At 63.5% G+C, this 19,369-nt stretch carries 20 protein-coding genes and 1 tRNA gene; 14 read left to right on the plus strand and 7 right to left on the minus strand.

Features of this window, described 5'->3' with window-relative positions:
• Nucleotides 1-14 precede the first annotated feature (14 nt).
• Nucleotides 15-269 (minus strand): hypothetical protein, encoded by a 255-nt coding sequence (locus tag NKH05_RS03865; RefSeq protein WP_245278615.1) that lies wholly within the window; start codon nt 267-269, stop codon nt 15-17.
• Nucleotides 270-466: 197 nt separating this feature from the next.
• The gene (locus NKH05_RS03870) at nt 467-1,360 is read right to left on the minus strand and encodes an alpha/beta fold hydrolase (protein WP_353025053.1); all 894 of its coding nucleotides are present in this window, start codon (nt 1,358-1,360) and stop codon (nt 467-469) included.
• 741 nt (nt 1,361-2,101) lie between these two features.
• Here NKH05_RS03870 and NKH05_RS03875 point away from each other — a divergent pair.
• Nucleotides 2,102-2,701: a TetR/AcrR family transcriptional regulator gene (locus NKH05_RS03875; protein ID WP_353020124.1), complete on the plus strand. Its 600-nt coding sequence runs from the start codon at nt 2,102-2,104 to the stop codon at nt 2,699-2,701.
• Between the two features lie 76 nt (nt 2,702-2,777).
• The gene (locus tag NKH05_RS03880) at nt 2,778-3,353 is read left to right on the plus strand and encodes a DUF308 domain-containing protein (RefSeq protein WP_023719687.1); all 576 of its coding nucleotides are present in this window, start codon (nt 2,778-2,780) and stop codon (nt 3,351-3,353) included.
• A 129-nt stretch (nt 3,354-3,482) separates the two neighbouring features.
• On the opposite strand, the gene NKH05_RS03885 is transcribed toward NKH05_RS03880, so the two are convergent.
• From NKH05_RS03885 to NKH05_RS03895, 3 genes are all read right to left on the minus strand, one after another.
• A complete protein-coding gene (locus NKH05_RS03885) occupies nt 3,483-4,280 on the minus strand; it encodes a DUF2182 domain-containing protein (protein WP_245278614.1) in 798 nt (265 codons plus the stop codon).
• A 60-nt stretch (nt 4,281-4,340) separates the two neighbouring features.
• Complete coding sequence (locus tag NKH05_RS03890) at nt 4,341-4,979, minus strand: DUF1326 domain-containing protein (protein ID WP_352588206.1); 639 nt, start codon at nt 4,977-4,979, stop codon at nt 4,341-4,343.
• Nucleotides 4,980-5,409: 430 nt separating this feature from the next.
• A tRNA-Ser gene (locus NKH05_RS03895) sits at nt 5,410-5,499 on the minus strand.
• Nucleotides 5,500-5,837: 338 nt separating this feature from the next.
• Here NKH05_RS03895 and NKH05_RS03900 point away from each other — a divergent pair.
• The 3 genes from NKH05_RS03900 (at nt 5,838) to NKH05_RS03910 (ending at nt 7,586) form a co-directional block, all read left to right on the plus strand.
• Complete coding sequence (locus tag NKH05_RS03900) at nt 5,838-6,515, plus strand: 50S ribosomal protein L21 (RefSeq protein WP_352856400.1); 678 nt, start codon at nt 5,838-5,840, stop codon at nt 6,513-6,515.
• A 98-nt stretch (nt 6,516-6,613) separates the two neighbouring features.
• Nucleotides 6,614-6,883: a 50S ribosomal protein L27 gene (gene rpmA, locus NKH05_RS03905; protein WP_023678077.1), complete on the plus strand. Its 270-nt coding sequence runs from the start codon at nt 6,614-6,616 to the stop codon at nt 6,881-6,883.
• Between the two features lie 115 nt (nt 6,884-6,998).
• A complete protein-coding gene (locus tag NKH05_RS03910) occupies nt 6,999-7,586 on the plus strand; it encodes a GNAT family N-acetyltransferase (protein WP_352480956.1) in 588 nt (195 codons plus the stop codon).
• Nucleotides 7,587-7,596: 10 nt separating this feature from the next.
• Here NKH05_RS03910 and NKH05_RS03915 read toward each other — a convergent pair whose 3' ends face one another.
• Nucleotides 7,597-8,466 carry an endonuclease/exonuclease/phosphatase family protein gene (locus NKH05_RS03915; RefSeq protein WP_352480955.1) on the minus strand — a complete coding sequence of 290 codons (870 nt, stop codon included), beginning with the start codon at nt 8,464-8,466 and terminating at the stop codon, nt 7,597-7,599.
• Between the two features lie 171 nt (nt 8,467-8,637).
• Here NKH05_RS03915 and obgE point away from each other — a divergent pair, with 171 nt between their 5' ends.
• From obgE to NKH05_RS03940, 5 genes are all read left to right on the plus strand, one after another.
• A complete protein-coding gene (obgE, locus tag NKH05_RS03920) occupies nt 8,638-9,669 on the plus strand; it encodes a GTPase ObgE (RefSeq protein ID WP_352480954.1) in 1,032 nt (343 codons plus the stop codon).
• Between the two features lie 2 nt (nt 9,670-9,671).
• The gene (gene proB / locus NKH05_RS03925; RefSeq protein ID WP_023719680.1) at nt 9,672-10,826 is read left to right on the plus strand and encodes a glutamate 5-kinase; all 1,155 of its coding nucleotides are present in this window, start codon (nt 9,672-9,674) and stop codon (nt 10,824-10,826) included.
• 13 nt (nt 10,827-10,839) lie between these two features.
• Entirely contained in the window at nt 10,840-12,126 is a 1,287-nt protein-coding gene (locus NKH05_RS03930; protein ID WP_352480953.1) for a glutamate-5-semialdehyde dehydrogenase, read from the plus strand.
• A gap of 249 nt (nt 12,127-12,375) precedes the next feature.
• The gene (locus NKH05_RS03935) at nt 12,376-12,963 is read left to right on the plus strand and encodes a nicotinate-nucleotide adenylyltransferase (protein WP_031194203.1); all 588 of its coding nucleotides are present in this window, start codon (nt 12,376-12,378) and stop codon (nt 12,961-12,963) included.
• A 72-nt stretch (nt 12,964-13,035) separates the two neighbouring features.
• Complete coding sequence (locus NKH05_RS03940) at nt 13,036-14,325, plus strand: MFS transporter (RefSeq protein ID WP_023719677.1); 1,290 nt, start codon at nt 13,036-13,038, stop codon at nt 14,323-14,325.
• A gap of 29 nt (nt 14,326-14,354) precedes the next feature.
• Here NKH05_RS03940 and NKH05_RS03945 read toward each other — a convergent pair whose 3' ends face one another.
• Nucleotides 14,355-15,212: a mechanosensitive ion channel family protein gene (locus NKH05_RS03945; RefSeq protein ID WP_023719676.1), complete on the minus strand. Its 858-nt coding sequence runs from the start codon at nt 15,210-15,212 to the stop codon at nt 14,355-14,357.
• Between the two features lie 240 nt (nt 15,213-15,452).
• On the opposite strand from NKH05_RS03945, the gene rsfS reads away from it, so the two are divergent.
• From rsfS to NKH05_RS03965, 4 genes are all read left to right on the plus strand, one after another.
• Nucleotides 15,453-15,830: a ribosome silencing factor gene (rsfS, locus tag NKH05_RS03950; RefSeq protein ID WP_353025054.1), complete on the plus strand. Its 378-nt coding sequence runs from the start codon at nt 15,453-15,455 to the stop codon at nt 15,828-15,830.
• Between the two features lie 61 nt (nt 15,831-15,891).
• Nucleotides 15,892-16,374: a 23S rRNA (pseudouridine(1915)-N(3))-methyltransferase RlmH gene (rlmH, locus tag NKH05_RS03955; protein ID WP_023719675.1), complete on the plus strand. Its 483-nt coding sequence runs from the start codon at nt 15,892-15,894 to the stop codon at nt 16,372-16,374.
• A gap of 151 nt (nt 16,375-16,525) precedes the next feature.
• Entirely contained in the window at nt 16,526-17,869 is a 1,344-nt protein-coding gene (locus NKH05_RS03960; RefSeq protein WP_352494137.1) for a murein hydrolase activator EnvC family protein, read from the plus strand.
• Nucleotides 17,870-19,195, plus strand: a complete 1,326-nt coding sequence (locus tag NKH05_RS03965) for a S41 family peptidase (RefSeq protein ID WP_352494138.1) — start codon at nt 17,870-17,872, stop codon at nt 19,193-19,195.
• Nucleotides 19,196-19,369 lie beyond the last annotated feature (174 nt).

Below are 19,369 nucleotides of genomic sequence, written 5' to 3' on the forward strand. Positions count from 1 at the left end.
CTCCAGCGACGCAATCAGCACCTGCTTCGTCTCGCCGCTGCAATCGCAGCCTCCTGCTGCCGCAAGCGCTCGATCTTCGCGCTTTGGCGGGCAGCGACGGTCGAGGCGACACGCTGCCCTCCCCACAGCCAGTCCGGAATGTTGGTGTGGACGACTTTGCCGCGAGCGATGGCTGTTGCCGACATCTCGTCAGCGACCGTGCCGATCGCCACGTTGAGCTCGACGCAACTCATCTTGTCGTATTTCGCAGCATCAAAGGATGCAGGCAAAGGCGATGCACAACTTCCGACAAACATCAGGCTGCATATCACAGGCGTGGCCGTGGAGATCGGCTTCATTCTCTTATCAAGCACGTTGATGCCGGACAGACGAATATCGGAGGATGCTCGACCTGGGGCCGCGAAGCACTCCCGAGGTTCCGCGTAACTGAAGCATGTGACCTCTACAACCCTCTGTCCTGACCGTCCTATTTGTCCTCGAAGAATTCCGAGAGAACCGCTGCTATCGTGTCGGGGTGCTCTTCTGGGAAAAAGTGCCCGCCTTGGACAGCGCGTCCTTCCACTCTGTCAGCCCATTTCCTCCAGATAGCCAGCGGCCCGCCTTCTTGCGCATACCAGTTCTCCAGGGCGCCTTCGCCACTCCATAGCGCCATTAGCGGGCACTCGATGCGACGACCGTTTGCCTGGTTCAGCGCGTCATGTTCACGATCGGTCGTCGCAGCGGCGCGATACTCTTCGCATATCGCATGAATATGCGCGGGATCGCGAAGCGCATCAACATAGGCGTCCCTGACCTCTTTGGAGACCATTTTCGTCGACGATCCCCATTGCGTTATTGCATCGTCGACGACGGCATCGGGAGCCGCGCCAATCAGACGTTCCGGCAGGGGCTCCGGCTGGGCAAGCAGGCTCCAGGGCCAGAAGCCGAGCGCCAGCCTGGCATCCGCCCGATCCCATGTTGCGGCGGTGGGGATGATGTCGAGGACGGCGATTTTGAGCACTTTGTCGGGATGGTCGAGCGCAAGGCGATAGGCAACCCGCCCGCCGCGATCATGTCCGGCAACCATGAATCGCTCAAACCCCAGTTGCTTCATGGCTTGAACCATGTCGCCGGCCATGGCGCGCTTGGCGTATTGGCTATGATCGGCAGAGGAAACCGGGCATCCGCTTTGGCCATAGCCTCGAAGGTCGGCGGCGACCACCGTGAAGCGGGGCGCCAAGGCTGCGGCGATATCCCTCCACATCAGATGCGTCTCTGGAAAACCGTGAAGAAGCAGCAGCGGCGGACCGGTGCCACCGACCCTTGCGAAAATGGTCGTATCGTCCAGTCGCAAGCTGGTGGCTCTGAAACCTGCAAACACCGTCAGCCTCCTCCGGCGCCGTCAGACAAACTCTCTAAGGGCACTAACGGTCGCCTGAGGCGAAAACCCCGGCCGCGATGGCCAGGGTTCAAGCCGGCCAATTGCTAGAATCGAAACCAGACCCAGACGCGCCTGCGGAAGCACCGTCTGCGCCGATAGCCGTTTCGCCAGTAAACGCGACATACCCTTCTCCAAGCGCGCCGGCGGCGCCGACGCGGCCGGTGCCACCGGCGATGATAGACTGGTTGCAACTCTGCTTGAGTTTCGTCGTCGTCGAAGGTCTCGACATCCGGCGCCTCGAGTTCATCGAGAATGCCGCTTCTGGCAGTTGGAACGCCGGCCACTGCGTTGATTGGCCGAACTGTGCTTGCAAGGGCCGCGGCCCCGGCAATGCCAAACATTCCTGTCAAAAATAGTCGCCGATCCATGGAAACCTCCCGATCTCAACCAGCGATAGAGCAAGGGCTAACGATGGGGAGATAGCGCGGTCGGTGCAAACGCCCAGATCCGCGCGGCGATTAGCCGTGGTCCGGTCGGCCGGAGGGTGTTGCCTTCTCGTCGAAGTGGGACGGCTACTTCGATCGACAAACACCGGACGCTTTTTTGAATTGATGGCGGCCGAGACACAAGGAACATCGAATGACGTCTGCGCCATAGCCACGTTCCACGCTACTGCTCTCGCTTTGGTCGTTGCGTTGCAAGAGGGCTTGACTGCCATCCTACCAGAAGGTAGGTGGGGGCATGGGCAACGTGTCTACTACCTCCGACGACATCCTGGCTTGTGCGCGTTCTCTGATCGTCGCTGGCGGCTACAACGGTTTCAGTTATGCCGACATCGCTGATGTGGTCGGGATTCGTAAGGCGAGCATCCATCACCATTTCCCAAGCAAGGTCGATCTGGTCCGAACGCTGGTTGCGCGGTATCGGGAAGAAGCTGAAGCGGGGATGGCGAATCTCGAACTTCAGGTCTCCGATCCGCTCGAACAGCTTCAGGACTACGCTGGCTATTGGGAAGTCTGCATCGCGGATGCCAGCGCTCCGTTTTGTATCTGCGCGCTGTTGGCAAGCGAGCTCCCCGTGCTGCCCGAGGAAGTTGGCCTTGAGGTCCGGGCGCATTTCCGCTCCCTGTCGGCTTGGCTGACATCCGTGCTGGAGCGCGGTGCGCGGCTCGGCCGATTTCAACTGATGAGTACCCCTCGTGCCGAGGCTGAAGCGTTCATGGCGACTGTCCACGGCGCGATGCTTTCGGCACGGGCCTATGGCGATCCGAAGATATTCGCCGTCGTGACACGCCCGCTCCTGGAGCGGCTCGCTCCGCGTTCCCTCCAGATACAATCCTAAGATCTCAACTAACCATAGCCGTAACGGCTCTGCGACGTTCGTCGAGAGCCCTACCTACTAGTCGAAAGGACATCCAATGACGGTTCACAATAGCGATCTTTCCCGCGCCAGCCAGGAACAATGGCTCAAGCTCTATTACTTCGCACGGACGGCGGTCTCGGCTGTCTGGGTGGCGGCTGCCTTTACAGTGGGACAGAATTCCGGGGTGGCGGCGGCGGTTTTGCTCGTGGCTTATCCTGCATGGGATGCCCTCGCCAATTTTGTCGACGCATCGCGCAGCGGAGGATTGGGACAGAATCGCACCCAGACCATCAACGTCGTGGTCAGTGTGGCGACAACGCTCGCGGTCGTTGTTGCGCTGAAGATGAGCATGAATTGGGTGCTCGGGGTGTTCGGCCTATGGGCGATCCTGTCTGGCCTGCTTCAACTCGGCACCGCGGTCCGCCGTTGGAAGAGCTCTGGCGCGCAGTGGGCGATGATCCTGAGCGGAGGGCAATCAGCACTGGCAGGCACGTTTTTCATCGCGCAGGCGCGGATGCCGATGCCGCCATCCATCACCAACGTGGCCGGCTATGCCGCAGTAGGCGCCCTCTACTTCCTGGTTTCGGCGGTGTGGCTGAGTGTGAGCCAATTGCGGCGGAAGGCTGCATAGTCTGCCATCTTGAGCCATCACCGACCCGATCAGAGGGCTGCCAGCTGCTAGTATCGGTTCGCCAAACACAACGACCCGCCCTTATCCTTAAGGACCGATATGTTTGGAATTTCACCACCCGGCTGGGGGCTAGCCGCTCATCCAAGGCATCTCGATCGCGCCGAACGATACAGCGATCCCGAGGGCCATCAGCGCAATGCCCAAAGCAACTTCGAAGCGGCGGCCGCGCTGCAGCAGCTTCTCGACGAAGACGACCAGCGTCAACAGCAGCATCCAGGCGACGCTCATGATGCCCACCGCGACCAGCACGGCAAACAGCGCCCAGCAGCAACCAAAGCAATAGAGCCCGTGCCGCAGCCCCATCTCGAGTGCGCCAACCCGCCCGTCGCGCCAATGCTGCGCAACGAAAGCGAGCGGCGAACGGCAATGGCTGAGGCAAATGTGCTTGAGGGTCGTGAATTGGTAGAGTCCGGCGACGCCAAGCGTGATACCGAGCGCGAGCGGCGCCCATTTCGAACGCTGAGGCGGATCGAGGCTGGTCGCAAACTCGCTTCCGAACTGGACCAGGACATACACGAGAAGGCCCGCCGCCGCCCAGACGAGCATGTAACCCGCGACGAATATCCACGTCGGGATGGCAACGTGCTGTTCGCGCCTGGCCTGCGCCGCCGCGAACATAAAGATCATGGGCGCGGCCGCCGGCAGCATCATGGCAGCCATCATCACCGTCCATACAGCAAGAAAGGCGGCGGCGCCGGCAAGTGACCAGCCGTCGGCGGCAATTCCTGCCATCGCCATGCCGGCCATGCCTTCCATACCCTCCATCCCGCCGCGCACCGCAATGCCCATAGGCATATCCATGCTGAGGGTCAGCGCCCACGCCGCCGCTGTTAGCACGACGAGCGATGCGAGAACACCGAGCGGCATGCCACGCAAATTCCGGAGCCGCGACGATTTCCCGGGGAACGCGTCAGGCATCGGCACGTCCTAGTTCGGGCCGGTCCAGTCGAACGGAATGTGTTTGCTCGAGCGCGCCGTGCCCGTCCAGTCGAGCCCGAAGCCTTTGGTGCTCACCTCGACCGAACGCCCCCAGGTGGCAACCTGGCCCGGGCCGACCTCCGAGCCCGGCGGGTTGATCGTCTGCACCCGCTTGCCGGGTGGTGTTGTGGGACCTGAAAGCGCTTCCGCATGCCCGACGACGAGGCCAGGAATCTCGACCCGCCAGGTGGCAAGGTCGCCCGCCACCTCGAAAGTGATCGGCACGAACTCCATGCCACGCATCTCGCCGATGTTGGCGGCAAAACCCGCCGGCCAGCCGCCAGCCTGCCCGCCGAAGATCGCCTGCAGGGCTTCACGTTGCCGCTCGTTCGCCTTCTCGTCGAGGTACATGCCCATCACAGCCTTTGCCTCGCCGGCCCATAGATTGCCTTCGAACTCGCCGAGCGCCACCAGCGACAGGCCGTCGAGCTTCACGTCGCCATACTGACCCTCGCGTACATGCCAGGCGAGCACGCCCTGGCAGTGATTGCCGGTCGGCCGCTGGGCGAACTCGCAAGGGCAAGGGATATCGCAGCTGCAGATGTCGAACCAGTCGCCTGCAAGCCACCATTGAGGCACTGCATTCATGGCTCTTCCTCCCGGAATGTAGCGCCATTTATACGTCGAAGGCGGGGCGCACTCCAGCAGTTAGTGCATCGCTCGGTGATTTTTGGTGAACTTGCCGACCCAGACACAAGTCACCGCGTTGATCAGCAACTGCTCGCGACGGAACCCAGCCACCATCCAATGCGACCACGAAAGTGGTTTCTTGCTCCGTTCCATGTGCTCGATGAGGTCGTGGGTAGGTTCGCGACGGGTCGATCACCAAATACACGATCCAGCTGACGCTCGCTTGACCCACATTGCGAACCGACAACCTTCCGCAACACCGCTCGGTTGCTTGGTCAACGACCTAGCGGGCCAAGGGTTAACGCCGGGCTGCAATTGAGCTCCGCGGCTTCACGAGCATTTATGGCTGAGTTCGGCAGGCCAAATCAAAAAATGAAGTTAGTATCACTGGCGGAGAGGGAGGGATTCGAACCCCCGATGGGCTTGCACCCATGCCGCATTTCGAGTGCGGTGCATTCGACCACTCTGCCACCTCTCCGCGGTCATGGTCCGCCGTTGCCGGCGCGGCGCACTAGATAACGGCTGGACAGGCAGGTTACAAGGGCCAATCTGCCCCGGCGCCGCAGGTTCCCGTCCGTGCTGCGTTCAAAGCTGCGGTGCCCGATGTTCCATGTTTGCCGGACTGGGCTCAGCCCATTCGCAGCTTGCCCGCGGCGCTTGCCTTGACTCAAGCCGAACCTTCGGTTAGGGACAGCGCGCAATCGGCGTGGAGGGATATTCCGCGCCGCTTGTTTTTTGAACCCGCAGACTGACAAAAAGACGGCCGAACCGCCTGAGGCGGTTCATCAAGGCCGACCGAACAGCGAAAGGCAAAAAATGTTCGCAGTCATCAAAACGGGCGGCAAGCAGTATCGCGTTGCCGCCAACGATCTCCTGAAGATCGAAAAACTCGAAGCCAATGTCGGCGATATCGTCGAAATCGGCAATGTGCTCGCGCATGGCGAAGGCGAGAACGTCACGTTCGGCGCGCCGTTCGTCGATGGTGCGATGGTCACCGCCGAAGTCGTCGAGCAAGGCAAGAACCGCACCGTCATCGCCTTCAAGAAGCGTCGTCGGCAGAATTCGCGCCGCAAGATCGGCCATCGCCAGCTTTTGACCACCGTCAGGATCGCCGAGATCCTGCTGGGTGGCGCCAAGCCGGCGAAGAAGGCCGCCGCCAAGACCGAGGCGAAGGCTGAAGCTGAGCCGAAGGCCGCAGCCAAGGCAGAGGCTCCGCCGAAGAAGGAAGCCAAGGCCGAGACGACCGAGGACAAGGCTGCCGAAGCCGCCGCGCCGTTGTTCAAGGCGCCGAAGGGCGAGCCGGACGATCTGACGGTGATCAAGGGCATCGGCCCGGTTGCCGCCGGCCAGCTCAACGAACAGGGCATCACCACCTTCGCCCAGATCGCCAAGCTGTCCGACAAGGATGTCGCGAAGATCGACGAGCACATGCCGTTCAGCGCCGACCAGATCAAGGACTGGCGCGAGCAGGCAAAGGAATTGGCGAAGAAGTAGAACGAACCGGCGCAATCGTCGCCGGATCGGACTTGAAACGGAACGCGAACGCGTTCATAAGACCTTTTAGGCGCCTCGCGGCGCATCGGAGTAGTTAGATGGCACACAAGAAAGCTGGCGGATCATCGCGCAATGGTCGCGACTCCCATTCCAAGCGGCTCGGCGTGAAGAAATTCGGCGGCGAAGCCGTGATTCCAGGCAACATCATCATTCGTCAGCGTGGCACGACGTGGCATCCCGGCACCAATGTCGGCATTGGCACGGACCACACGCTGTTTGCGCTGGAAGCTGGCGCAGTCACCTTCAACAAAAAAGCCAATGGCCGAACCTACGTATCGGTGAACCCGATGACGAAGGCAGCGGAGTAGCCGGTTCCGCAAGAGAACACCGGCACCCATCTCGGGACCGGTGTCTGGCCAAGCCAGGAAATGGATCAGGGGAGATGGGTTTCCATCTCCCCTTTTTCTTGCCTGGAGGACTGACATGGTTGCCGAAGCGGAAGCGACAGACGACGAAAGTTACGCGATAGATTGCCCGGTCCTGGTCACCGAGCGGCTGGTCATGCGGGCCCCGCGTGAAAGCGACATCGAGCAATTGGTGGCGCTCGCCGATAACCGCCATGTCGCGGAAATGCTGGCCCGCATGCCGCATCCCTATGGCGAGGCCGAGGCACGCGCTTTCCTGGCTATGACGGCATCGCGCCGGGCCGGAATCGCCTATGCGTTGACGCTGGCCGGCACCGAGACCTTCGTCGGCTGTGCCGGGCTCAACACCACGGATCGCGGGCTGGAGCTCGGCTATTGGATCGGCGAGCCGTACTGGAAACGCGGCTACGCGACGGAGGCAGCGCACGCACTGGTCGACCTTGCCTTCCAGAGAACCACGATCCAGGTGCTGCACGCCTCGACGCGGGTGATCAATCCGGCCTCGCGCCGGGTCATCCACAAATGCGGCTTCCAGTATGCCGGCCAGGGCATGCTGAATTCGATCGTTGCCGGCCAGGTGCCGGTCGAGCGCTACCGCCTCGATCGCAAGACCTGGACCAGCCTCAGGAATTGGGTGCATTTTTGATGGATGCGGCTCACGCCATCTCGACCCAGACCGGCAAGTGATCCGAACCGGCCGCTTGCCGGTCGACCCACAGGCGCCTCAGCGATTTGGTAAGCGAGGCGCTGGTGAAGATGTAGTCGATGCGCTTGTGGCGGCTGGCATCGCCCGGCCGCTTGGGGTCGACCCAGGTGACGAGATCGGTGCCGGCCGCGCCGAGGCGCGCGGCGGCATCGACGGCGAGGTCGGCGGTCACCGGCATGCCGAATTCATGGTCAGGCTGGCCGGCGAGTTCGACGTGTTCCGGCGATCCGGCGAGCATGTTGAAGTCGCCCATGACGACGAAGGCTTCGGGACAAGGCAAGTCCGGTAAGCCGATCTCGGCGACGCCGGAGAGCCCACCGCCCTCGAGCGGGTAGTTCAACAGGCGTTCGCGCAGAAAGCGGATCTGGCTCAGGCGTTCGACCGGGCTGCGATGGTCGAGATGAGTGGAATAGAAGCGGACGAAGCCAAGCGGCGTTTCGATCAGCGCCTCCAGCGCGCCGCGCTGGAAGTTCATCGCCTCGAAACTGCGGCTGCGCGGCAAAAGGAGATTGCGCGACAGATGGATCGGCGTTCTCGACAGCACCATGTTGCCGAGCTGGAAGGTGGTCGTGATGGCGCGGCCGTTCTCCAGGCGCGATCCGGCGTCGGCTTCGAAATTGCTGCCGTAGACGGCAAAATAGTCGGGCAGCGCCTCGCCGAGCTCGGCCACCATGTCGCGGCCGCCATTCTTCGGGTTGGCGCGGGTGACCTCCTGCAGCGCGATCACGTCGGCGCCGCGCACCGCATCGGCGATGCGACCGACATCATAGCGGCCGTCGAGGCCGATGCCGTAGTGGATATTGTAAGTTACCAGCTTCATTCCGACATCTCGCGCTTGGAAAGCCGAAGATCGATTTTCGGCAAGGGTCAACCAAATGCTACGCGTCCAGAGATACGCGCGACGTTACAGTAGCAAAAACGGCCCTCGCCCTTCGACCCGCCTTGCTTTAGAGCAATCCCGCAAAGCCAATAGCAGAAATCATACAATCCGATGAAATTTCTCGATCAAGCCAAGGTCTACATCCGCTCCGGCGACGGCGGCGCCGGTTCGGTGTCGTTCCGGCGCGAAAAGTTCATCGAGTTCGGCGGCCCGGACGGCGGCGACGGCGGCCGCGGCGGCGATGTCTGGGTGGAGGCGGTCGACGGACTAAACACGCTGATCGACTATCGCTACCAGCAGCATTTCAAGGCCAAGACCGGGACGCACGGCATGGGCCGCAACATGACCGGCGCCAAGGGTGCCGACGTGACGCTGAAAGTGCCGGCCGGAACACAGGTCTTTGCCGAGGACAATGAGACGCTGATCTGCGATCTGACGGTCGTCGGCCAGCGCTTCCTGTTGGCCAAGGGCGGCAATGGCGGCTTCGGCAACCAGCATTTCAAGACCTCGACCAACCAGGCGCCGCGCCGCGCCAACCCCGGACTGCCGGGCGAAGAGCTCAATATCTGGCTCAGGCTGAAGCTGATCGCCGATGCCGGCCTGGTCGGGCTGCCCAATGCCGGCAAGTCGACCTTCCTGGCGGCCGTCACCGCGGCCAAGCCGAAGATCGCCGACTATCCCTTCACCACGCTGCATCCGGGCCTTGGCGTGGCCCGCATCGACGGGCGCGAATTCGTCATTGCCGACATTCCCGGCCTGATCGAAGGCGCGCATGAAGGCGTCGGCATCGGTGACCGCTTTCTCGGCCATGTCGAACGCACGCGCGTCCTTCTGCACCTCGTCTCGGCGCAGGAAGAAAATCCGGGCAAGGCCTACAAGACCGTGCGTGCCGAACTCGACGCCTATGGCAACGGGCTGACCGACAAGGTCGAGATCGTCGCTCTTTCGCAGGTCGACATACTCGATGCCGACGCACGCAAAAAGAAGGCCGCCTCGCTGAAACGCGCCGCCGGCCGCGCGCCGATGCTGCTTTCGGCGGTCACCGGCGAGGGCGTCGAGGCGGTGTTGCGCGCGCTGATGGCTGTGGTGGCGAAGGCGCGCGAAGCTGTCGCTGCGCCGGTCGAGACGCGCTGGAACGCATAGCCATGGCCGCGCAATCGCTGAAAAATTATCGGCGCATTGCCGTCAAGATCGGCTCGGCGCTGCTTGTCGACCGCACGACGGGCCTGAAGCGCGACTGGCTGGCCTCGCTTGCCGACGACATCGCCGTGCTGGCCAATGGCGGCGCCGAAATTCTCGTTGTGTCTTCCGGTGCGATTGCACTTGGCCGCACCATCCTCGGCCTCGGCAAGCGGGCGCTGAAGCTCGAGGAGAGCCAGGCGGCGGCCGCCGTCGGGCAGATCGCCTTGGCCGGCGCCTGGTCGGATGCGCTCGGCAAGAATGGTTTGAAATCGGGCCAGATCCTGTTGACGCTCGGCGACACGGAAGAGCGCCGCCGTTATCTCAACGCGCGGGCGACGATCTCGACGCTGCTCAAGATGAAGGCGGTGCCGGTCATCAACGAGAACGATACGGTGGCCACCTCCGAAATCCGTTATGGCGATAACGACCGGCTGGCGGCGCGCGTCGCCACCATGATGGGCGCCGACCTTTTGGTGCTGCTCTCCGACATTGACGGGCTCTACACGGCACCGCCTGCGCGTGACCCGCACGCTCGGTTCATTCCGATCGTCGACCGCATCACCCCCGACATTGAGGCGATGGCGGGTGCCGCCGCTTCGGAATTGTCGCGCGGCGGCATGCGCACCAAGCTCGATGCCGGCAAGATTGCAACCGCCGCCGGCACCGCCATGATCATCACATCAGGCACGCGGCTGTCGCCGCTGCTGGCAATCGAGCGCGGCGAGCGCGCCACCTTCTTCCGGCCGAGCAGCAGCCCGGTCAAAGGTTACAAGACCTGGATCGCCGGGCAGCTCGAACCGGCTGGCCGGCTGACCGTCGATGCCGGCGCCATCGGCGCGCTGCTCTCCGGCAAGTCGCTGCTGCCGGCCGGCGTCAAATTGGTCAGCGGCAATTTTGCGCGTGGCGACACGGTGGCGATCCTGTCGCCCGAGGGCCGCGAGATAGCGCGCGGGCTGGTTGCCTATGATGCCGCCGATGCCGTAAGGATCGCTGGGCTGAAGACGACCGAGATCGAAACCGTGCTCGGCTACGAGGCGCGTTCGGCGATGATCCACCGCGACGACCTTGTGGTGAGCCATGCCGGTGGTGAGCAAGTAGTCGGTGACCAGGTTACATAGCGGAGGATGAGCCATGCTGACGCTGCATGAAAAATCCCGGGATGACACCGTCGCGCTGATGGCCGATATCGGCCGCCGCGCGCATGCCGCGGCCCGACCGCTGGCCATCGCAGCGGCCGAGCGCAAGCACAAGGCGCTGGTCGGCATGGCTCAGGCGATCCTTCGGCATGAGCAGGATATCCTCGACGCCAACGCAATCGACATCAGAAATGGCGAGGAGGCTGGCCTATCGGCAGCGTCGATGGATCGGCTGAAGCTCGATCCCGTCCGCATCCGCGCCATGGCAGACGGCATCAGCGAGATCGCCGAGTTGCGCGACCCAATCGGCGAAATCATTGCTGGATGGGACCGGCCGAACGGGTTGCACATCGAACGGGTGCGCACGCCGCTAGGCGTCATCGGCGTCATCTATGAGAGCCGGCCGAACGTGACCGCCGATGCCGGTGCGCTCTGCCTCAAGGCGGGCAATCCGGTGATCCTGCGCGGCGGCTCGGATTCAGCGAATTCTTCCGCCGCGATCCATGCCTGCCTGGTCGAGGGGCTGAAGGCAGCCGGGCTGCCGGAGGATGCCATACAATTGGTGCCGACCACCGATCGCGCCGCCGTCGGCGAAATGCTGAAAGGGCTTTCCGGCAATCTCGAGGTCATCATTCCGCGCGGCGGCCGCAGCCTGGTCGAGCGTGTGCAGAAGGAGGCGCGGGTGCCGGTCTTCGCCCATCTCGAGGGCATCTGCCATCTCTATATCGACCGATCGGCTGATCTCGACATGGCGGTCAAGATCGCGGTCAATGCCAAGATGCGGCGCACCGGGGTGTGCGGCGCTGCCGAGACGCTGCTGGTCGACCGTGCCGTCGCCGTCACGCACCTGGTGCCGATCCTCGAGGCCCTACGGGCGGCAGGATGCGAGATCCATGCCGATGCCGAGGTGCTGAGGCTTTATGCCGATGCCCAGCCCGCGACCGATGCAGACTGGGTGACCGAATATCTCGACGCGATCATCGCTGTGAAGCTGGTCGACGGCATTGGCGGCGCGATCGAGCATATCGAGACGTTCTCCTCGCATCACACCGAGGCGATCGTCGCCGAGGACGCCACAGCGGTCGACCGGTTCTTCAACGAGGTCGATTCGGCGATCCTTCTGCACAACGCCTCGACCCAGTTTGCCGATGGCGGCGAATTCGGCATGGGCGCCGAAATCGGCATCGCCACCGGCAAGATGCATGCCCGCGGACCGGTCGGCGTCGAGCAACTGACGTCGTTCAAATATCGTGTACGCGGGTCGGGACAGGTGAGGCCTTGAAGCTTTGTGTTCAAAGAACCTGAAGCCTTGCGCCCAGCCACCCCCCTCTGTCCTGCCGGACATCTCCCCCTCAAGGGGGGAGATCAGCTCTCGTTCGCGATTTCGCCAATTGCCGGGCGGGCAGAATTCAAGCTGTCATTGAAGCTGACAATCTCCCCCCTTGAGGGGGAGATGCCCGGCAGGGCAGAGGGGGGTGCCTGACGCATGCTTGCCTTGTCCGAACATGCCATATCCTCCCGTTACCTCAAGATGCCGCATGCCGGGAAAGGCGTGGCGGTCGGGCTGTTTGGCGGTTCGTTCAATCCGCCGCACGCCGGGCATGCGCTGGTCGCCGAGATCGCACTCAGACGCCTTGCTCTCGACCAGCTGTGGTGGATGGTGACGCCCGGCAATCCGCTCAAGAACGCTGGTGAACTTGCGCCGCTGGCCGAGCGGCTGCAGCTGTCTGAAAAGATCGCCAAAAACCCGAAGATCAAGGTCACCGCCTTCGAGGCGGCCCACCACGTCCGCTTCACCGCCGACACGCTGGCGTTGGTCAAGGCGCGTAACCCCGGCGTCGATTTCGTCTGGATCATGGGGGCCGATTCGCTTCGCGACTTCCACCGCTGGCAGCGCTGGCGCCGTATCGTGATGACGTTCCCGATCGCGGTGGTCGACCGGCCAGGTGCGACGCTGTCGTTCCTGTCGTCCGTGGTCGCCAAGACTTTCGACTATGCCCGCGTCGACGAAGGCGACGCACCGCGGCTCGCCCGCATGAACGCGCCGGCCTGGACCTTCATCCACGGCCCGCGTTCGTCGCTGTCGTCGAGCGCGATCCGCAATGTGGCAAAGGGCTGAGGGGGCGGAAGGCAAGTCCAGCCATGTCGCATTTGCCGCTGCCTTGACCTGCTTGATGGGCGATCCTCGGTCATGACGATTCTCGAGCGCGACCAGGACAAGAACGGTCTAGGGCAGCCGGCGCCCTCGATCGCCATTGCCAGCATCCTCTTGTCGATGGCGCTGATCGCCGTCGGCAATGGGCTCATGTTCGCCTATATCCCAGTCCGGCTCGGCGCCGAGGGCTTCGATCCGACTTGGGCGGGGCTGATCGTCACCGGCCTTTCGGCTGGCGGCCTCGCTGGCTGCATCCTGACCGGGCCGCTGGTGCGGCGTGTCGGCCATGCCCGCGTGTTCATGGTACTGTCGGCGCTGATCGTGCTGTCCAACGCCGCGGTCGGCGCCGGGCCGCACCCATTGCCATGGATCGCTGCACGGGCGCTCTACGGCTTTGCCATATGCGGCCTGTTCATTGTCGCGCAGAGCTGGCTGAACGATGTCGTCGCAAACGCCATCCGCGGCCGGGTCATGGCTATCTTCTACGTTGCCTATGTCGCCGGACTCGGCGTCGGCTATTCGACGCTGGCGTTGATCGATATCCGCGCGGCCGATGCGCCGCTGATCGGCATTGCCTTCACCGCGCTGTCGATCCTTCCCGTCGGGCTGACGCGGCTCGCGCAGCCACCGGCGCCGCAAGCGGCGTCGGTGGCGCTCGGCCGCGCCTGGCGAATCTCGCCGGTCGGCGTTGCCGGCATGCTTGCCGTCGGCGGCCTGTCGATGACGATTTCGGGTTTTGCGCCAATCCATGCCACCGCCAGAGGCTACAGCCAGGCCGACGTCGCCTTGCTGCTTTCGGCAATGCCGGTCGGCACGCTGATCCTGCAGATTCCCCTCGGCTGGATTTCCGACCGCACCGACCGGCGCTTTGTGCTGATCGCGGCGTCGGCGCTTGCCGCCGCGGCGGGCCTGTTTGCACTGGGTTTCGACGGTGGCGCTCTGGCGACGCTGCTCGTCATCTACGTGGTCTGGGACGGCGCCTCGGAATCGATCTATTCGCTGGCCAGCGCCCATGCTGGCGACCGCGCCGGCAAGGACGACATGGTGGCGCTGTCGAGCTCGCTCTTGTTTGCCTGGTCGCTGTCCGGCTTCGTCGTGCCCGGCATTGTGACCGGGCTTTCCGCCATCTATGGCACGCAGGCCTTCATCTATGTGGCAATCGTCATTGCCGCCGCCTACTGCTTGTTCGTTCTCTGGCGCGTCGGCATGGTGCGGCCCGTGCCCGCCACCGAGACCGGCAGTTTCGCGCCGATGACGGCGCAGGCGCCGTTGCCTGTCGATCTCGCCTTCGCGCCCGAAGATCAGCGCGGGCGCGGAGAGCTTTGAGGGCCATCTGCGGGCTGGCTTCAAATGCTCTATTGCTGCGTGGCTGAGGCCTCCGGCTGCGGCGCTTGCGGCGCCGGCGCCGGAATTGAAAGGCCTTCGGCATCGAACGCCTGCTTGACACTCTTGGTGAGGTCGATCTGGGCGGCGAAGAAATCGGCAGCCGCCGTCCAGTAGCGCAAGGTGATGGCGACAGTGCTGTCCCCGACAGTCGCGACAAAGGCGATCGGCGCCGGCTGCCGCCTGACGCGCCGGTCGGCGGCGGCGACACCGAGCATGGTCTTTTGCGCGAAATCGATGTCGTTCCACGAGCCGATGCTGAGCGTGATGTCGCCGCGGCGCACACCATTGCGGGTGAAATTGCGGACCGGCTGGTTCCACAGGGTCGAGTTAGGTGCAAGCACGTAGACACCTTCGACCGTCCTCAGCGTTGTTGCAAACAGCCCGATCTCCTCGACGGTACCGGATATGGCGCCGACCTCGACATATTCGCCGATGCGGAACGGCCGCAGCGCCAGCAGCATGATGCCAGCGGCAATGTTCTGCAGCGTGCCTTGCAGCGCCAGACCGATGGCCAGGCCGGCGGCACCGATGGCGGCAATGATCGAAGCCGTCTGCACGCCGAACTGGCCGAGAACCATGATCACGACAAGCCCGAGGATGGCGTAGCGGACGACCTGCGAGAAGAAATGGCGGAGCGTTTCGTCGAAGCCGTGAACGTGGCCGAGGCCGGCATAGATCGAACGCTCGGCGAGGCCGGCGACGATGTAGCCGATGACCAGCAGGATGACGGCGCCGACCGCCGAAAGCGAGTAGGAGACGATCAGCGTGCTGAGTTGCGCCAGGCCGGATTGCACGGTGAGGAGGGCGTTCTGAGGATCGATCGGCATGTCGGGATTCCGGTTCGTGGATGAGCTGATAACCGCTGCGGGGCGAGGCGGTTCCGAATTTCTGGCCCGGAAAAGCCGCATATTCGGCCGTTACCGGGCGTCTGCTTGCGAGCGGTGTCTTGAAACTGCAACCTAACTCTGCCTATCTAAGCAGTGTCACCTGATTTGAAAGGTGATTTGGTTGTTCTTGCTGCGAAAGGAAATACACTGAGAACAGCACTGCGGAAGAAGGCCGACATCGTGCCTTCGCCGGCCGGGATCAGCGTAAACGACGCCGTGTCCCGCGCCATCAAGACAGTCCTTGCCAGTCTGGAAGACTCCAAGGCTGAAAACATCGTCTCAATCGACATTCAGGGGAAATCGAGCCTCGGCGACTACATGGTCGTCGCGTCGGGCCGATCGCACCGTCATGTCTCGGCTGTCGCCGATCATCTCCTCAAGGCGCTCAGGGATGCCGGGCTCGGCACGGCGCGCGTCGAGGGGCTGGCTGGCGCCGACTGGGTCCTGATCGATTCGGGCGACATCATCGTCCATGTCTTCCGTCCCGAGGTCCGCGACTTCTACAATCTCGAAAAGATGTGGCAGGCGCCGGATCTTGAGGAAGAGACCCTCCACTGAGCCGTATTCGTCTTGATGCATGTCGTTGTGCGACACGCATCAGCGGCTCTCCGAGGCAGGGATGAAGATTACCGTTCATGCCGTGGGCCGAATGAAAGCCGGCCCCGAGAAGCAGTTGGCCGACCGCTATTTCGAGCGTTTCGCCAAGAGCGGCCCTGCCGTAGGCCTCGAATTCGCCGGGATCGCCGAGATTGCCGAAGGCCGCGCGCAGACGGCCAATGAGCGCCGGCGCGAGGAAGGCCAGAAGCTGCAGACGCACTTGCAACCGGGCACGGCGCTGATGCTGCTGGATGAGCGCGGCAAGAACCTTTCCTCCGAGGATTTCGCCGGCCGCATAAGCTTGCTGCGCGATGGCGGGCGCAAGGCGCTGGTGATCGCCATTGGCGGCGCCGACGGCCATGACCAGTCGCTGCGTGACTTGGCTGATCTGACGGTGTCGCTCGGCGCGCTGACCTGGCCGCATCAGCTGGTCCGCGTCATGCTGGGCGAGCAGCTTTACAGGGCGGCCACGATCCTTTCCGGCCACCCCTACCATCGTTCATGAAGCCGGTTCGATCAGCGAATTGACGCCAGCCGCCCGGATTTCTGCCCCAATGCTCATCGACAGTTTGGGCTCATAGGGGTTTGCGGATGGCGGCCGGGCTCGAACATGGTTGATGGTTCGTTAACGAAGCCGCGCATAGAGTTGGGCTTCAATGTCTGAAGACTGGAAATCACGAACGGGCTCCTGGCGCGTGCGCTACGGCATCGCAGCGGCGGTGATCGTGGTTTCGCTCGGGATCGCGCGGGCTGAGAACACGCTCGACCTGGCGCCGGACCCGGACCAGAGCCGCGCCGAATACGAAAAGGTATCGAAAGAGATCACGCTGTCGTCCGAGCGGCTGGCCAAGCTCGCCGCCGACATAGCGGCGGTCAAGAAGGACCATGCCTCGATCACCGCGGCACTGATCCAGTCGGCGATGACCGAGCAGAAGCTCGGCCAGGACATCGAGGACATTGGCGGCAAGCTGGAAGGGCTGAAGGCGCAGGAGCAGAAGATACGCGCCTCACTGGCCGCCAGACGTGACGTTCTGGCCGAAGTGCTCGGCGCGCTGCAGCGCATGGGGCTCAATCCGCCGCCGGCGATCCTGGTCAAGCCGGAGGACGCATTGTCGTCGGTGCGCAGCGCCATCCTGCTCGGTGCCGTGGTGCCGGAACTGCGCCAGCAGACCGACATGTTGCTGGCCGATCTCAAAGAGCAGTCGCGGGTGACGGCCTCGATCGAGGCCGAGCGGGCGCGGCTGACGGCAGCGGTCGGCGAGCAGGCGGCGGAAAAAAAGCGGCTCGGCATGCTGCTCGAAGCCAAGCAGAAGCTCGCCGCCGATACGCAAACCGCGCTGGCCGCCGAAAAGCAACGGTCCGCGACGCTGGCGGCCAAGGCCGGCAGCCTGAAAGAGCTGATCGCATCGCTCGAGGCCGACAGGGCCCGCAAGGCGGCGGATGCGGCCAAGGCAGCCGAGCAAAAGACGGTGGACGCCGACAAGGGCCCGGCATCGGCCCCGGCGCCAACGGAACTGGCCTCGCTGCCGGTGCCGGAGAGCAACAGGCTCACCGCTGCTGCGCCGTTTTCCGCGCTTCAAGGGCAGATCGCGCTGCCGGTCACCGGCAGGATCAAGCGGCGCTTCGGGGCCAACGACGGTAACGGCGCGGTGATGCTCGGTGACATGGTTGCGACACAATCGGGAGCCATCGTCACAGCGCCGGCGGATGGAAACGTGCTTTATGCGGGGCCTTTCCGCTCTTACGGTCAACTCTTGATCCTGAATGCGGGTGACGGCTATCATGTCGTCCTAGCGGGGATGAGCAGAATCAGCGTCGCGTCTGGCCAGTCGGTGCTCGCAGGTGAGCCGGTCGGCGCGATGGGAGAGGCCCGGGTGGCGAGCACCTCGGCATCGAAGAATGGAAATGCCACGCCGGAGCTCTATGTCGAGTTCCGCAAGGATGGAAAACCCGTCGATCCGGCCCCATGGTGGGCGGACCGTTTTTCTGGAAGGACGTGAATGATGCGGAAACTGTCGCTTCTGTTTGCCGGTGCGCTGATGGGTGCATCGGCGATGAGCCTGGTCTATGGCGCGCCCGGCTCGACGGCGAAGGCTGCGGGCTCCGAGACCTATAAGCAACTGGCGATCTTCGGCGATATCTTCGAGCGGGTGCGGGCGAATTATGTGACGCCGCCCGACGACAAATCGCTGGTCGAAAATGCCATTAACGGCATGCTGTCCTCGCTCGACCCGCACTCCTCCTACATGAATGCCGAAGAAGCGCAGGACATGCGCGTGCAGACCAAGGGCGAGTTCGGCGGCCTCGGCATCGAGGTCACCATGGAGAACGACCTGGTCAAGGTGATCACGCCGATCGACGATACGCCGGCCGCCAAGGCTGGCGTGCTCGCCGGCGACTATATCGCCAAGATCGACGGCGAGGAGGTTCGCGGCCTGACCCTCAACGACGCCGTCGAGAAGATGCGCGGGCTGGTCAACACACCGATCAAGCTCACCATCCTGCGCCAGGGCGCCGACAAGCCGATCGAACTGACGGTCGTGCGCGACATCATCAAGGTAAAGGCGGTGAAGTTCCGGGTCGAAAACGACATCGGCTACATGAAGATCACCTCCTTTACCGAAAAGACCTATGACGACCTCGAGAATGCCATCGACACCATCAAGAAGCAGGTGCCGAACGACAAGCTCAAGGGTTACGTGCTCGACCTGCGCCTCAATCCGGGCGGTTTGCTCGACCAGGCGGTGAGTGTGTCGGATGCCTTCCTCGACCGTGGCGAGATCGTCTCGACGCGCGGCCGCGATCCGAAGGACGTCACCCGCTTCGACGCGCGGGCCGGCGACGACGTCGGCGGCAAGCCGCTGATCGTGCTCGTCAATGGCGGCTCGGCCAGTGCCTCGGAAATCGTCGCCGGCGCGCTGCAGGATCTGCGCCGCGCCACGGTGGTCGGCACGCAGTCCTTCGGCAAGGGTTCGGTGCAGACCATCATTCCGCTTGGCGAGAACGGGGCGCTGCGGTTGACGACGGCGCTCTATTACACACCGTCCGGCAAGTCGATCCAGGGCAAGGGCATCACGCCCGATATCAAGGTTGACCAGCCGCTGCCGGCGGAACTGCAGGGCAGGGACCTGACGCGCGGCGAATCCGACCTCAAGGGCCATATCAAGGGCGCCGACGAAGGCACGACCGGTTCGGGCTCGGCAGCCTATGTGCCGCCGGAACCGAAGGACGATTTGCAGCTCATCTATGCCGAGCAGCTGCTGCGCGGCCAGAAGACCGATCCGGCGTTCCCACCGAATCCGCAGAAGGCCGTGTTGAACCAATAAGGGCAGGCAAGCCGGGCCAAACAGGTCTGGCTGCCTGAGCGAAGCGATGCGATGCTGCCGGGGCCGCGAGGCTCCGGCAGTTTGATTCGGGGCCGCGGCCGGCATGCTGCGCGTCCAGTGAAGCGAGGGGACGCGCCGACATTTTGGATTTGCGCCTCCGGAGGTTTCACTTCG

It is taken from the genome of Mesorhizobium sp. M1399, assembly GCF_040317735.1.
Lineage (GTDB): Bacteria > Pseudomonadota > Alphaproteobacteria > Rhizobiales > Rhizobiaceae > Mesorhizobium.